Below are 13,653 nucleotides of genomic sequence, written 5' to 3'. Positions count from 1 at the left end.
TGTCCGCTACGTCCGGGCGGGGACGTCGCTCGGGACGGTCAGTGCGGTGAAGTCGGGACGGGCGCGCAGCCGGAAGCCGAGCGCCTCGTAGAGCCGGATGGCGGTCGTGTTGGTGGCCGCGGCGTGCAGGAAGGGGACCTCGCCGCGGTCGCGGACGACGGCCGCCATCGCCAGGACGAGACGCGTGCCCAGACCCCGGCCGCGGTGCTGCTCGTCGGTGCACACCGCGCTGATCTCGGTGTACCCGGGCGGGTGCAGACGCTCACCGGCCATCGCGACGAGGGCACCGTCCTCGACGACGCCGAGGTAGGTGCCCATCGCGATCGTGCGCGGCAGGAACGGCCCGGGTTTCGTGCGGGCGACGAGCTCGCTCATCGCGGGGACGTCGTCGGGGCCGAGGCGCACGAGCTCGGGGTCGTGGCGGCCGGTCACGGCGTCGCCGACGAGCTGGACGCCTTCCATGGCCCTGAGCACCTCGAGGCCCACCGGCTCCAGCGCACCGAAGGCGGGGACGACGGTGTGGCCACCGGGCCCGACCAGTGCGGCGACGTCGTCCCATTCGGCGGCGCTCTGCGGCTCGGCGAGGAAGGGGGCGACGTCGGGGTCGTAGCGCACCGCGTCGCCGAGGCCCTGCGCGAGGTGCGCGTGGGCGCCCAGCAGGGACGTCCGGACCGGCTCGTCGAGCGGCCCGGTGGGTGCGGATGCCACACCCGGCACAACCGCCCGGTCCGTACGACCATTCCGGCTGCGATCCAGCACACCACGGATCGGGGAGGGGGAGACGATGACGGCGACACCGGACACCGAGGTCGGCGCCGAGGAGGGCCGGCTGCAGCGTCGGCTGGGCGTCGGCGGGCTCACCGCGATCGGCTTCTCCAACATCGTCGGGTCCGGGTGGCTCTTCGCCGCGCTCTACGCCGCGCAGATCGCCGGACCCGCCGCGATCCTCGCGTGGATCGCCGCCGGGCTCCTGTGCGCGCTCGTCGCGCTGGTGATGGTCGAGCTCGGCGCGACGCGGCCCGAGGGCGGCGGCACCGTGCGCTGGCCGCTCTACGCCAGCGGGCGGCTGACCGGCACGGTCATCGGCGTCTCGGTGCTGCTCGCGGTCGGGGCGACGAGCGCCGAGCTCACCGCGATCGTCCAGTACGCCGGCTACTACCTGCCGTGGCTCTACGCGAACGACGAGCTCACCGGCTGGGGCGTCGTCGCGGCGCTGGTGCTCTCGGTCGTGCTCACTGCCCTGAACTGGTTCGGCGTGCGGCTCTTCGGCACGCTGAACACCGCGGTGACCGTCATCAAGGTCGTCATCCCGGTGCTCACCGTGGTCCTGCTGATCGCGTCGGCGTTCGACACTGCGCACTTCACCGACCACGGCGGCTTCGCCCCCTACGGCTACGGCGCCGTGCTCACCGCCCTGGCCGGCGGCGGCATCGTCTACTCGGTCAACGGGTTCCAGGCCCCCGTCGACTTCTCCGGCGAGGCCCGCAACCCCCGGCGCACGATCTCGCTCGCGGTCCTCGGCAGCATCGCCGCCGCCGTGCTGCTCTACCTCGGCCTGCAGGTCGCGTTCATCGGCGCGGTGCCGGACGCGGCGCTCGTCGGCGGCTGGGCGGGCGTCAACTTCGAGTCGCCGTTCGGCGAGCTCGCGGTCGCGCTGAACCTCGGCTTCCTCGCCGCCCTGCTCTACGCCGACGCCGTGGTCTCGCCCGGCGGGTCGGCCTACGTCGGCGTCGCGGTCAACGCGCGGCACACCTACGCGCTGGCCAAGAACCGCCTGCTGCCCCGCACGCTCATGCGCGTGCACCCGGGCTCCGGCGTGCCGCGGCGGGCGATGGCGCTGAACCTCGCGGTGATGGTGGTGTTCCTGCTCCCGTTCCGGGGCTGGCAGGACATCGTCTCGGTGATGGGCACGATGTACCTGCTGCTCTACCTCGCCGCCGCCGTGGCCGCCGAGGTGTTCCGGCGCCGCGAGCCCGACCGGCTGTCGGGCTGGGTCCCGGGCCTGCGCTGGATCGCCCCGGTCGCGTTCCTGTTCTCGACGGAGTTCATCTACTGGTCGGGGTGGGAGGACCTGCGCCTCGCCCTGCCACTCGTGCTGCTCGGCGTCCCGCTGTTCGCGCTGCTCTGGCGCACCGACCGCATCGGCTCGCTGCGCGCCGAGCTGCGCCGCGGGGCCTGGCTCGTCGCCCACCTGCTGGTGCTGCTCCTGCTCTCCGGGCTCGGCAGCTTCGACGGCGCCGGCGTCCTGCCCGCGCCGTGGGACTCGCTCGTCGTCGGCGCCTGGGCGCTCGCGGTCTTCCCGGTCGCCGTGCGCTCGGGTGTGCGCGAGCCCGCAGCGCCGGAACCGGCTCCGTCCGCCGGGAGCGCCGCCGAGCTCTGACGAGAAGGTGCTTCCGGAGGAAGCGCACTCGGCGGTGTCCGTGCCCTTGCCCGGCTTGTGACCATGGTCCTCCACCACCACGGCACGGACGGGGACGACCATGCTCAAGCTCTCGCTCGACGCCTGCGCCCGCCAGCAGCTCACGGCCGCCCGCACCAGCACCGCCGGGCGCGCCGCCCACACGGTGGTGGGCGGGCACGGCAACGTCATGCGCCAGACCGTGATCGCCCTGACCGGCGGTCGCGAGCTCGGCGAGCACGAGAACCCCGGCGAGGCGACGCTGGTCGTGCTGCACGGCCGGGTGCGCCTCGTGTCGGACAAGGACTCGTGGGACGGGCGCCGCGGCGACCTCCTCGTCGTGCCCGACGCCCGCCACCGCCTCGAGGCCGTCGAGGACGCGGTCGTCCTGCTCACCGTCGCGAAGCTCGGCAACCACACGTGAGCGGTTTCTGCCCCTGGAGGGGCTGAAACCACTCACATCAGAAGTAGCCGTTGGTCGGGAGCGGGGCGCCGGAGATCAGGTGGCGTCCGATCGCCGCGGCCTTGTAGCTCGCCGGGTTGTGCAGGGTCAGCGTGCGGATGTTGCGCCAGTGCCGGTCGAGGTTGCGGGCCCGGCTGGACGCCGAGGCGCCGCCGACGTCGAACAGCGCCGTCGCCGCCTCCAGGCCGACCCGGTCCAGGTGCACCTTCACCGACACGTGCGCCAGCGACGCCGCGAGCAGCAGGTCCTCGGTCGGCTCGCCCTTGGCCCACGCCTCCATGACGGCGTCGATGGCGTCCGCCGCGGTCAGCACCGCCGACTCCGCGACCCACGCCGTCGCCGAGAGCCGGCCCACCGTCTCCTGCAGGATCGGGTCGTCGACGGCCTGCGGCGCGGCGGCGTGCTCGAAGGTCCGGCTCCGGGAGCGCACGACGCCGGCGGCGTCGGTCGCGACGCTGCGCAGGATGCCCGCCACCAGCGCGTGCAGGTAGAGCTGCAGGAACGCGACGTCGCCGGGTGGGCGCGCCTCGAGCCGGGGCCGCGAGCCCAGCACGTCGGCCGGCTCCACCGCCACGTCGGTGAACCGCGTCGTCCCGGTGCCCGTGCGGCCCTGGCCCATGCCGTCCCAGTCGTCGACGACGTCGACCCCGGCGCGGTCGGCCGGGACCATGACCGTCGCGACGCGGTCGCCGTCGACACGCGCCGCCACTGAGATCCAGTCCGCGTACAGCGTCCCGGTGCTGTAGTACTTCGTGCCGTTCAGGACCAGGCGGCCGTCGACGTCGTCGAGCCGGGTGTCGAACTCGTGCCCGCCCGCCGCGGACGGCCCGGTCTCGCTGATCGCGTTCCCGAACACCTTTCCCGCGCGGATCTCGTCGACCCAGCGCCGGCGGACGTCCGGGTCGGGGTTGCGCAGGAAGCCCAGCACCTGGCTGTAGTGGGTGCGCAGGACGTGGGCGACGATCGGGTCGGCCTCGGCGAGGTCGACGACGAACGCCAGCACCTCGCGCACCGAGGCGCCGCGCCCGCCCTCGTCGACGGGCAGCGAGAGCGCGCCGAGCCCGGCCCGCGCGACCGCGGCGACCTGGTCGAACGGCGACTCGTCGAGACGTTCCCGCTCGGCGGCCCCCGCGGCGATCTCGGCGAGCAGCGCGGCGACCTCGGGCTCGGCGGCGGTCCGGGACGCGGGGCTCACGACGTGGCACCCGCCCGCAGCGCCCCGGCCGGGTGGCTCGCGTCCGCCCGCGGACCCTTGCCGCCCAGCACCTCGCGCAGCGTCCCCGTCGGCGGGGTCTCCGGCATCCGCCCTCGCCGGCGCAGCTCGGGGACGACGAGCTCGGCGACCTGCTCGAACGTGCCCGGCGTGACCGCGTAGGCGAGGTTGAACCCGTCCGCGCCGGTCTCGTCGATCCAGCGCTCCATCTCGTCGGCGACCTCGGCGGGCGACCCCACCGCGACCGGGCCGCGCCCGCCGACCGCGAGGTGCGCGGCGATCTCGTCGATCGTCCACTCCCGGTCCGGGTCGTCGGTGGTGAACGACGCGAGCGCCGTCTGCCCGGCGTCGGTGTGCACGTGGCGCAGCGGCTCGTCGGGCGGCACGTCGGAGAGGTCGAGGCCGGTCCAGCCGCCGAAGAGCGCCATCGCGCCCTCGCGGGAGGCGGCAGCGAGGTAGCTCTCGTAGAGCTCCCGTGCTTCAGCCGACGTCGACGCCACCACCGGCGCCAGCTGCACGTAGATCGTCACGGACTCGGGGTCACGGCCGGCCTCGGCGACCGCCGCGCGGATGCCCGCCACCGACTTCGCCACCACCGCCGTCGACGGCCCCGACACGAACACCGCCTCGGCGTGCTTGCCGGCGAACGCCTTGCCCCGCGACGACGCGCCCGCCTGGAAGATCGCCGGTGTGCGCTGCGGCGAGGGCTCGCACAGGAACGGCCCGGGCACGTCGAACCACGTCCCGTGGTGGGCGACGTCGTGCACCTTGGCCGGGTCGGTGTAGACGCCGCGCCCGGCGTCGCGCACCACCGCGTCCTCGTCCCAGGAGGTCTCCCAGAGCTTGTAGCAGACCTCGAGGTACTCCTCGGCCATCGCGTAGCGCTCGTCGTGGGGCAGCTGCTCGCCGAGCCCGAGGTTCGCCGCCGCACTGGACAGGTAGCCGGTGACGACGTTCCACGCGACCCGGCCCTTGGTCAGGTGGTCGAGCGTCGTGAAGCGCCGCGCCAGCGCGTACGGGTGCTCGTAGCTCACCGACACCGTGACCCCGAAGCCCAGCCGCGACGTCGCCGCGGCCAGGGCCGGCACGAGCAGCATCGGGTCGCCGAGGGGGACCTGCGCGCCGGCCCGGACCGCGGCGTCGCGGCTGCCGCCGTGGACGTCGTAGATGCCCAACACGTCGGCGAGGAACAGCGCGTCGAACCCCGCGTCCTCCAGCGTCCGGGCCAGCCCGATCCAGTGGTCGAGGTCCGTGTAGCGGAACCCCTGGTCGTCGGGGTGGCGCCACAGGCCGGCCGACTGGTGGCCGGCGCAGTTCATGGCGAACGCGTTGAGGTGGATTCTCCGCTTCTCGGGGGGCACGGCGTCCTTTCTCTCAGACCGCGTCGTCGAACGCCGTCTCGCGCGCGAAGACGGCCGAGAGGATCGTCAGCACGGACACACCGGCGAAGATCAGGACGACGGGCCAGAACGACCCGGTCGCGCCGACGACGGCCGCGGCCACCAGCGGCGCGAAGCCGCCGGCGATCACCGAGCCGATCCCGTAGCCCAGCGACGCCCCGCTGTAGCGCAGCCGGACGTCGAACAGCTCGGCGAACCACGCGGCCTGCGGCCCGTACATGGCGTCGTGGGTGACGTTGACGGCGAGCACGACCGCGAGCACGACAAACAGCGTCGACCCGGTGCCGACGGCGAGGAAGAACAGCAGCAGCGTCACCGTGCCGCCGACCGCGCCGAACAGGTACGGCTTCCGGCGCCCGATGCGGTCGGACAGGATCGCCCACAGCGGGGTCGTCGCGAGCCCCAGCGCCGACGAGATCACCACGGCGATCAGGCCGGCGCTCGAGCCGCGGCCGATCTCGCTCGCGATGTAGGTCAGGCCGTACGTGGTGATCAGCACGAACAGCGCGATCTGCGACAGGCGCAGGCCGCTCGTCAGGATCACCTCGCGCGGCGCCGCGCGGAACACCTCGACGACGGGCAGCCGCGAGACCTTGCCCTGCTCGCGCAGCGCGGTGAACTCCGGGGCGTCCGAGATGCGCAGCCGGATGACCAGCCCGACGATCACGAGCACCGCGCTGGCCAGGAAGGGCAGGCGCCACCAGAAGTCGACGAACGCCGCGTCGCCGACCGCGGTGCGCACGAGGAAGAACAACCCGGTGGCGAGCAGCATCCCGGCGGGCGAGCCGAGCTGGGTGAAGCTGCCGAAGAACCCGCGGCGGCGCGGCGGGGCGTGCTCGACGGCGAGGATCGCGGCGCCGGCCCACTCGCCGCCGACGGCGAGGCCCTGGAGGATCCGCAGGACCACGAGCAGGATCGGCGCGGCGACCCCGATCGTCGCGAACGACGGCAGCAGGCCGATCAGCGTCGTCGCGCTCCCCATGAGCACGAGCGCGCCGACGAGCACCGTGCGGCGTCCGAGCCGGTCACCGAGGTGCCCGGCGATCACCGCGCCGATCGGGCGCGCCCCGAAGCCCGCGGCGTAGGTCGCGAAGGCCGCGAGCGTGCCGGCCGTCGGACTGATCGACGGGAAGAACAGCTGGTTGAACACCAGCGCGGTGGCGGTGGCGTAGAGGTAGAAGTCGTACCACTCGATCGTGGTGCCGATGGCGCTGGCGAGCGCGACCCGGCGCGGGGTGCGGACGGGCGCGGCGGTGGTGGGCGTGCTGGTGCTCATGAGGGTTCCCGGGGGAGAGGGCTGGACGCTGACGAGGTCAGCGACGACAGCCCTGGGCGCCGACGCGACCGAGGTCGACGTGCCGGCGGCGGGTCAGGAACACGGGCACGGAGTCCACCAGGGTCACCCGGGCGGGTCAACGCAAGGTGACGGTCGTCCCCGCCGTCAGGCGCTGCGCGAGGGCTCCGGGGCGGCGGTGCAGTGCCCGGCGAGGTCGTCGAGCGGGAGCCCGAGCTCGGCGCACAGGGCGACCACGGTGAAGAACGCCGGCGTCGGGACGCGCCCCGTCTCGATCTTGCGCAGCGTCTCGGGCGACATCCCGACCGCCGCCGCCACCGACGTCATGCTCCGCGGGCCCCGCGCCGCACGCAGCACCTCGCCGAGGCGCTGCCCCCGCTCGTGTTCCTCGGCCGTCAGCGGCACGCGCACCATGACCGTGATACTAATACCGGGATAGTTATCCCGCGGAGAGAGTGCTGTCGATGATCGAGCTGAAGACCCCCGCCGAGATCGAGCGGATGCACGAGGCCGGCCGCTTCGTCGCGCACGTGCTGACGGAGCTGGGGGAGCGCGCGGCGGTCGGGGTCAACCTGCTCGACCTCGAGCAGCACGCCCGCGACCTCATCCGCGAGCACGGGGCCGAGTCCTGCTACTGGGACTACGCGCCGTCCTTCGGGCGCGGCCCGTTCCGCAACGTCGTGTGCCTGTCGGTGAACGACGCGGTCCTGCACGGCCTGCCGCACGACTACGTCCTGCGCGACGGCGACGTCCTGAAGATGGACCTCGCCGTCATGGTCGACGGGTGGGCGGCGGACTCCGCGCGCACCGTCATCGTCGGCACGCCCCGCGAGGACGACCGGCGGCTCGTCGCGGCGAGCGAGGAGGCCCTCGAGGCCGCCATCGCCGCTGCTCAGCCGGGCGGGAAGCTCGGCGACATCTCGGCCGCGATCGGGGCGGTCGCCGCCCGGCACGGCTACCCGGTGAACCTCGAGTTCGGCGGGCACGGGATCGGCCGCACGATGCACGAGGACCTGCACGTGCCCAACGACGGGCGCCCCGGCCGCGGGATGCGCCTGAAGCCCGGCCTCACCCTCGCCCTCGAGCCCTGGTTCGCGCGCACCACCGGGAAGATCGTCTTCGACCCCGACGGCTGGACCATCCGCTCCGCCGACGGCTCGCGGACCACCCACAGCGAGCACACCGTCGCCGTCACCGAGGACGGGCCGCGCGTCCTCACCCGCCGGGAGAACGAGCTCGCCGCCGTCTCGTAGACGGGCCCTCGTTGCGGCCGAACGGATGCCTGCGGTGAGATGTGCGCATGAGTCGCCGCGCCCTCGAGCCGTTCTGGCCGAGCCGGCGCGTGCAGGAGTTCGACCAGTGGTGTCGCCGGGCCGCGTGAGCGCCCGGGGTCGAGACGTGTCCTGAGATCCGCTCGCGCGGCCGGATCGTCGTGCCCACCATCCGGATCGATCCCGCGGAGGCTCTCCCGTGTCCGTCACCGACGAGTACCTGAAGAACAACGAGGCCTACGTCGCCTCCTTCCCGGGCGAGCTGCCCCTGCCGCCGGCGCGCAGGACCGCCGTCGTGGCCTGCATGGACGCCCGCGTCAACCCCTACGGCGCGCTCGGCCTGCACGAGGGCGACTCGCACGTCATCCGCAACGCCGGCGGCGTCGTCACCGACGACACGATCCGCTCGCTCGCGATCAGCCAGCACCTCCTCGGCACCGAGGAGATCGTGCTGATCCACCACACGGACTGCGGCATGGTGACCTTCACCGACGAGCAGTTCGCCGAGATCCTCGAGAAGGAGGCCGGCGAGCGCCCGTCGTGGTCGGCCAACGCGTTCCCCGACCTCGAGGCGGACGTCCGCGACTCGATCAAGCGCATCACCGACAGCTCGTTCGTCAAGAACAAGGGCTCGGTGCGCGGGTTCGTGCTCGACGTCGCGACCGGGAAGCTGAACGAGGTGAGCTGACGCCGACACGTGAGTGGTTCGGGTCGCCCTGGCGACCCGAACCACTCACCTGCGCGTCAGCGCATCTCCAGCGGGCGGGCGACGAGCGGCCGCCCGACGAGGCCCGCGGCGAGCGTGTCGCCGGCCTGCGGATCGACGAGCAGGAACGACCCGGTGGCCGCGATCTCGTCGTACTGGTCGAGCGGCAGCGGCTCGGAGACCGTCAGCGACGCCTGGCCCATGTCGTTGATGCCGAGCTCGCCCGGGTCCTCGACGACAGAGAGGTCTTCGGTGTCGAGCCGGTGGGTCACGGCGCCGACGATGACCTGCACCGTGCGGGTGCCGTGCTTGAGCAGCAGCCGCGCGCCGGGGCGCAGGGGCTTCTCGTGCAGCCAGGCGAGCGTCGCGTCGAACTCGGTGACCGGCTCGGGCGCGCCCGGCGCGGCGAGCACGGCGCCGCGGGCGATGCCGAGGTCGTCGGTGAGGCGCAGGACGACGCTCTGGCCGTCGTGGGCGGCGTCGAGCTCGCCGTCGAAGGTGTCGATGCCCTCGACGCGGGTGCGCTGCCCGTCGGGCAGGACCTCCACCTCGTCGCCGACGCGCACCGTGCCGGCCGCGACGAGCCCGGCGTAGCCGCGGTAGTCGGGGTGCGACTCGGTGCGCGGGCGCACCACGTACTGCACGGGGAACCGGAACGGCGCGGTGTGGTCGGCGCCCTCGACCGGCACCGACTCGAGGTGCTCGAGCAGCGTCGGGCCCTCGTACCAGGGCGTGTTCTCCGAGGCCAGGACGACGTTGTCGCCCTTCTTCGCCGACAGCGGGATCGCGACGACGTCGGACTCGGCGTAGCCGAGGGCGTCGGTGAGCCCCGTGAACTCCTTGGCGATCCGCCAGAAGGTGTTCTCGTCGTGGTCGACGAGGTCCATCTTGTTCACCGCGAGGACGAGCCGCGGCACGCGCAGCAGGCCCATCACCGCGACGTGGCGGCGGGTCTGCTCGACGACGCCGGCGCGGGCGTCCACCAGCAGCACGGCCAGCTGCGCGGTGGATGCGCCCGTCACCGTGTTGCGGGTGTACTGGACGTGGCCGGGGGTGTCGGCGAGGACGAACGACCGCTGCGGTGTCGCGAAGTAGCGATAGGCCACGTCGATCGTGATGCCCTGCTCGCGCTCCGAGCGCAGGCCGTCGACGAGCAGCGAGAGGTCCGGGTCGCCGCCGCCCTGCGTGGCGCGCTCCACGGCCTCCATCTGGTCGGCGAGCACCGACTTGGTGTCGTAGAGCAGCCGTCCGACCAGCGTCGACTTGCCGTCGTCGACGGATCCGGCGGTGGCGAGGCGCAGCAGGTCGGTCATCTCAGAAGTAGCCCTCTCGCTTCCGGTCCTCCATGGCGGCCTCCGAGAGACGGTCGTCGGCCCGCGTCGCGCCACGTTCGGTCAGCCGGCTCTCGCGCACTTCGGCGAGGACCTCGTCGAGGCTGGTCGCGGTGGACTCGACCGCGCCGGTGCAGGAGCCGTCGCCGACGGTGCGGTAGCGCACCGTCTTCGTGACGACCTCCTCGCCGTCGCGCGCCCCGCCCCACGGGCCGCTGGTCAGCCACATGCCGTCGCGGGAGAACACGTCGCGGGTGTGCGCGTAGTAGATCGACGGCAGCTCGACGCCCTCGCGGGCGATGTAGCGCCACACGTCGAGCTCGGTGAAGTTCGACAGCGGGAACACGCGCACGTGCTCGCCCGGCTTGTGCCGCCCGTTGTAGAGGTTCCACAGCTCGGGGCGCTGGCGCGACGGCTCCCACTGCCCGAAGGCCGTGCGCAGGCTGAACACCCGCTCCTTGGCCCGGGCGCGCTCCTCGTCGCGGCGCCCGCCGCCGAACACGGCGTCGTGGCGGTGCTCGGCGATCGCGTCGAGCAGCGGCGTGGTCTGCAGCGGGTTGCGGGTGCCGTCGGCGCGCTCGGACAGGCGCCCGTCGTCGATGTAGTCCTGCACGCGCGCGACCTCGAGCTCGAGGCCGTAGCGCTCGACGACCCGATCCCGGAACGACAGGACCTCGTCGAAGTTGTGCCCGGTGTCGACGTGCAGCACCGGGAACGGGATCGGCGCGGGCCAGAACGCCTTGGCGGCGAGGTGCACCAGCAGCATGGAGTCCTTGCCGCCGGAGAAGAGGATCACCGGGCGGTCGAACTCGCCGGCGACCTCGCGCATGATGTGGATGGCCTCGGACTCGAGGGCGTCGAGCTGGTCGGTGTGGAGCGTCTCCACGGCGGCGGCGGTCATCCGTGCAGCCCGCACTCGGTCTTGGAGAAGCCCGCCCAGCGCCCGCTGCGCGGGTCGGCGCCCGGGGCCGGCTTGGCGGTGCAGGGCGCGCAGCCGATCGACGGGTAGCCGGCGTCGACCAGCGGGTTGACCAGCACCGCGTGCTCGCGGATGTAGGTGTCCATCTGCTCGTCGCTCCAGTGCGCGATCGGGTTGATCTTGACCAGCCCGTGGCGCTCGTCCCAGGTGACCAGCGGCGTCGTCGCGCGGGTCGGGGCCTCGACGCGGCGCACGCCGGTGACCCAGGCGTCGTACCGCGCGAGCGTCTTCTTCAGCGGCTCGACCTTGCGCATGCCGCAGCACGCGCCGGGGTCGGTCGCGAAGAGGTCCTTGCCGTACTGCGCGTCCTGCTCGGCCACCGTCAGCTCGGGCTCGGCCTGGACGATCCGCACGCCGTAGACCTGCGCGACCGCGTCGCGGGTCCCGAGGGTCTCGGCGAAGTGATAGCCGGTCTCGAGGAACAGCACGTCGACGCCGGGGCGCGCCGCGGCGCCGAGCTCGACCAGCACCGCGTCCTGCATGTTCGAGGCCACGATCAGGTCCTCGCCGAAGGTCTCGGCGGCCCAGGCGAGGATCTCGCGGGTGAGCTCCTCGTGGCCCACCTCGCCCTCCCGCGCGGCGAACCGCTCACCGGCGGCGAGGGCCTCGGTGCGCAGGTCGTCCCTCGCGTCCGTCTCCGTGGTGGTCATGCTGGTCCCCTCACCGGCGACGCCGCCGGAGTGATGACGAAGGTGCTGCGGCAGTCGGCGCACTCCCACGCGCCCTGCGGCTCCTCGCGGGGCCGCAGGTCCTGCTCGCCGCAGTACGGGCAGTACTGCACCGCCAACCTCATGAGAGCTGCGCTTCTTCCGCGCGGACGACCCACTGGGCGAACCGCTCGCCGGTCTCCTTGTTCTCGGCGTAGGCGCGCACGAGCCGCTCGACGTAGTCGCCGAGGTCGGCCGAGAGCACCTTGTGCCCGCGCAGCTTGCGCCCGAAGCCGGCGTCGAGGCCGAGGCCGCCGCCGAGGTGCACCTGGAAGCCCGCAGCCGGGTTGCCCTCGGCGTCGTTGACGATCTGGCCCTTGAGGCCGATGTCGGCGACCTGGACCCGCGCGCAGGAGTTCGGGCAGCCGTTGAGGTGGATCGACACCGGGTGCTCGAGGGTGTCCTGGACGTCGGCGAGGCGCCGGTCGAGCTCCTCGACGAGCTCGCCCGCGCGGTTCTTCGTGTCGACGAAGGCGAGCTTGCAGAACTCGAGGCCCGTGCAGGCCATCGTCGCGCGGCGCCACGGCGTGGGCCGGGCGGGCAGGCCGAGGTGGTCGAGCGCGGTGGTCAGCCCGTCGAGGTTCGCCGGCGGCACGTCCAGCACCACGATCTTCTGGTACGGCGTGAGGCGGACGCGGCCCGAGCCGGCCTCCTCGGCGGCCTTCGCCACGCCGACGAGCGTCGAGCCGCTGGTGCGCCCGGCGGGCGGGGCGACGCCGACGTAGTGGTTGCCGTCGACCTGCTCGTGGATGCCGACGTGATCGATGGTGCCGGCGATCTCCTCGGGCGCCGGCCCGTCGATCAGCTTGCGCTCCAGGTACTCGTCCTCGAGGACCTGGCGGAACCTCTCGGGGCCCCAGTCGGCGAGGAGGAACTTCAGGCGGGCGCGGGTGCGCAGGCGGCGGTAGCCGTAGTCGCGGAAGACCTTCGTGACGCCGTGCCAGACGTCGGGGACCTCGTCGAGCGGCACCCAGGCGCCGAGGCGCACCGCGAGCTTCGGGTTCGTCGAGAGCCCGCCGCCGACGTGGAGGTCGAAGCCCGGGCCGTGCTCGGGGTGGACGACGCCGACGAAGCTGATGTCGTTGACCTCGTGGGCGATGTCCTGCTGCCCGGAGATCGCCGTCTTGTACTTGCGCGGCAGGTTCGACAGCGACTTGTCGCCGATGAACCGCTCGACGATCTCCTCGATGGCCGGCGTGCCGTCGATGATCTCGTCCTTGCTGATCCCCGCCACCGGCGAGCCGAGGACGACGCGCGGGCAGTCGCCGCAGGCCTCGGTGGTGGAGAGGTTGACGGCCTCGAGCCGGCGCCAGATCTCGGGGACGTCCTCGACGCGGATCCAGTGCAGCTGGATGTTCTCGCGGTCGGTGACGTCGGCGGTGTCGCGGGCGAAGGTCTGGGAGATCTCGCCGATGACCCGCAGCTGCTCGGTGGTGAGGCCGCCGCCGTCGACGCGCACCCGCATCATGAAGTGCGGGGCGTCGAGGAGCTCCTCCTCCACGTGGCCGGTGTCGGTGCCCGGGAAGCCCTCGGCGCGCTGGGTGTAGAGCCCCATCCAGCGGAAACGTCCGCGCAGGTCGGCCGGGTCGATGGAGTCGAACCCGCGGTGGGCGTAGATGTTCTCGATCCGCGCCCGCACGTTGAGCGGGTTGTCGTCCTTCTTCGACTGCTCGTTCTTGTTGAGCGGCTCCCGGTAGCCCAGCGCCCACTGGCCCTCGGCCTTGCCCTTGCGGGCGCGGGCCGGCTTGGGCTTCGGCGGCACGTCCTCGGTGGCCCCGGGGTGCCGCAGCGGGGTGGTCTCCGCGTACGACTCCTCCGAGGTCGCGGCCTTCTCGGACGACGGGGCGCCGGAACTAGCGGCCATGGTTCGGGGTTCCTCCGGGTGGTGCAC

Annotated in this window: 14 protein-coding genes; 4 read left to right on the top strand and 10 right to left on the bottom strand. The window is 73.1% G+C overall.

The features are described 5' to 3' along the window. Positions 1-6: 6 nt before the first annotated feature. Positions 7-708 carry a GNAT family N-acetyltransferase gene (locus tag EV188_RS20885; protein ID WP_243741878.1) on the bottom strand — a complete coding sequence of 234 codons (702 nt, stop codon included), beginning with the start codon at positions 706-708 and terminating at the stop codon, positions 7-9. A gap of 76 nt (positions 709-784) precedes the next feature. Between EV188_RS20885 and EV188_RS20880 the strand changes: the two genes are divergently transcribed. Together EV188_RS20880 and EV188_RS20875 are read left to right on the top strand one after the other, a co-directional pair. Next, entirely contained in the window at positions 785-2,380 is a 1,596-nt protein-coding gene (locus tag EV188_RS20880) for an APC family permease (protein ID WP_133828232.1), read from the top strand. Between the two features lie 100 nt (positions 2,381-2,480). After that, the gene (locus tag EV188_RS20875) at positions 2,481-2,822 is read left to right on the top strand and encodes a cupin domain-containing protein (RefSeq protein WP_133828231.1); all 342 of its coding nucleotides are present in this window, start codon (positions 2,481-2,483) and stop codon (positions 2,820-2,822) included. Between the two features lie 37 nt (positions 2,823-2,859). Here the strand turns inward: EV188_RS20875 and EV188_RS20870 are convergent, their stop codons facing one another. The 4 genes from EV188_RS20870 to EV188_RS20855 all read right to left on the bottom strand — a co-directional run bounded on the left by EV188_RS20870 (position 2,860) and on the right by EV188_RS20855 (position 7,182). Further along, positions 2,860-4,056: an acyl-CoA dehydrogenase family protein gene (locus tag EV188_RS20870; RefSeq protein ID WP_133828230.1), complete on the bottom strand. Its 1,197-nt coding sequence runs from the start codon at positions 4,054-4,056 to the stop codon at positions 2,860-2,862. Next, the gene (locus EV188_RS20865; protein WP_243741877.1) at positions 4,053-5,435 is read right to left on the bottom strand and encodes an LLM class flavin-dependent oxidoreductase; all 1,383 of its coding nucleotides are present in this window, start codon (positions 5,433-5,435) and stop codon (positions 4,053-4,055) included. The genes EV188_RS20870 and EV188_RS20865 overlap by 4 nt, the downstream gene beginning before the upstream one ends. 13 nt (positions 5,436-5,448) lie before the next feature. Beyond that, positions 5,449-6,750, bottom strand: coding sequence for an MFS transporter (locus tag EV188_RS20860; protein ID WP_133828229.1), 1,302 nt, complete (start codon positions 6,748-6,750; stop codon positions 5,449-5,451). A 165-nt stretch (positions 6,751-6,915) separates the two neighbouring features. Further along, entirely contained in the window at positions 6,916-7,182 is a 267-nt protein-coding gene (locus EV188_RS20855; RefSeq protein ID WP_133828228.1) for a helix-turn-helix domain-containing protein, read from the bottom strand. Between the two features lie 50 nt (positions 7,183-7,232). Between EV188_RS20855 and map the strand changes: the two genes are divergently transcribed. Beyond that, positions 7,233-8,021, top strand: a complete 789-nt coding sequence (map, locus tag EV188_RS20850; RefSeq protein WP_133828227.1) for a type I methionyl aminopeptidase — start codon at positions 7,233-7,235, stop codon at positions 8,019-8,021. Between the two features lie 217 nt (positions 8,022-8,238). Then, entirely contained in the window at positions 8,239-8,727 is a 489-nt protein-coding gene (locus tag EV188_RS20845; RefSeq protein ID WP_133828226.1) for a beta-class carbonic anhydrase, read from the top strand. Between the two features lie 56 nt (positions 8,728-8,783). Here EV188_RS20845 and EV188_RS20840 read toward each other — a convergent pair whose 3' ends face one another. From EV188_RS20840 to EV188_RS20825, 5 genes are read right to left on the bottom strand one after another with little or no spacing between them, the layout of a single operon-like run. After that, complete coding sequence (locus EV188_RS20840; RefSeq protein ID WP_133828225.1) at positions 8,784-10,058, bottom strand: sulfate adenylyltransferase subunit 1; 1,275 nt, start codon at positions 10,056-10,058, stop codon at positions 8,784-8,786. Position 10,059: 1 nt separating this feature from the next. Further along, on the bottom strand, positions 10,060-10,977 hold the full coding sequence (gene cysD / locus EV188_RS20835) for a sulfate adenylyltransferase subunit CysD (RefSeq protein WP_133828224.1): 918 nt from the start codon (positions 10,975-10,977) through the stop codon (positions 10,060-10,062). Further along, on the bottom strand, positions 10,974-11,705 hold the full coding sequence (locus EV188_RS20830) for a phosphoadenylyl-sulfate reductase (protein ID WP_133828223.1): 732 nt from the start codon (positions 11,703-11,705) through the stop codon (positions 10,974-10,976). Before EV188_RS20830 ends, cysD begins: the two co-directional genes overlap by 4 nt. Further along, positions 11,702-11,848, bottom strand: coding sequence for a hypothetical protein (locus EV188_RS31835; protein ID WP_166659999.1), 147 nt, complete (start codon positions 11,846-11,848; stop codon positions 11,702-11,704). Before EV188_RS31835 ends, EV188_RS20830 begins: the two co-directional genes overlap by 4 nt. Further along, complete coding sequence (locus EV188_RS20825) at positions 11,845-13,626, bottom strand: nitrite/sulfite reductase (RefSeq protein ID WP_133828222.1); 1,782 nt, start codon at positions 13,624-13,626, stop codon at positions 11,845-11,847. Before EV188_RS20825 ends, EV188_RS31835 begins: the two co-directional genes overlap by 4 nt. Positions 13,627-13,653: the final 27 nt, after the last annotated feature.

This window comes from Actinomycetospora succinea, assembly GCF_004363095.1.
Classification (GTDB): Bacteria; Actinomycetota; Actinomycetes; order Mycobacteriales; family Pseudonocardiaceae; genus Actinomycetospora; species Actinomycetospora succinea.
The sequence above is the reverse complement of the archived record's forward strand: the minus strand, read 5'-3'. Positions and strand labels throughout refer to the sequence as shown.

Bases quoted from the DNA above. Each gene is read 5' to 3' on its own strand.
- map (WP_133828227.1), top strand. From the start codon at position 7,233: ATGATCGAGCTGAAGACCCCCGCCGAGATCGAGCGGATGCACGAGGCC.
- EV188_RS20840 (WP_133828225.1), bottom strand. From the start codon at position 10,058: ATGACCGACCTGCTGCGCCTCGCCACCGCCGGATCCGTCGACGACGGC.
- EV188_RS31835 (WP_166659999.1), bottom strand. From the start codon at position 11,848: ATGAGGTTGGCGGTGCAGTACTGCCCGTACTGCGGCGAGCAGGACCTG.
- EV188_RS20825 (WP_133828222.1), bottom strand. From the start codon at position 13,626: ATGGCCGCTAGTTCCGGCGCCCCGTCGTCCGAGAAGGCCGCGACCTCG.
- EV188_RS20880 (WP_133828232.1), top strand. From the start codon at position 785: ATGACGGCGACACCGGACACCGAGGTCGGCGCCGAGGAGGGCCGGCTG.
- EV188_RS20830 (WP_133828223.1), bottom strand. From the start codon at position 11,705: ATGACCACCACGGAGACGGACGCGAGGGACGACCTGCGCACCGAGGCC.
- EV188_RS20855 (WP_133828228.1), bottom strand. From the start codon at position 7,182: ATGGTGCGCGTGCCGCTGACGGCCGAGGAACACGAGCGGGGGCAGCGC.
- cysD (WP_133828224.1), bottom strand. From the start codon at position 10,977: ATGACCGCCGCCGCCGTGGAGACGCTCCACACCGACCAGCTCGACGCC.
- EV188_RS20860 (WP_133828229.1), bottom strand. From the start codon at position 6,750: ATGAGCACCAGCACGCCCACCACCGCCGCGCCCGTCCGCACCCCGCGC.
- EV188_RS20875 (WP_133828231.1), top strand. From the start codon at position 2,481: ATGCTCAAGCTCTCGCTCGACGCCTGCGCCCGCCAGCAGCTCACGGCC.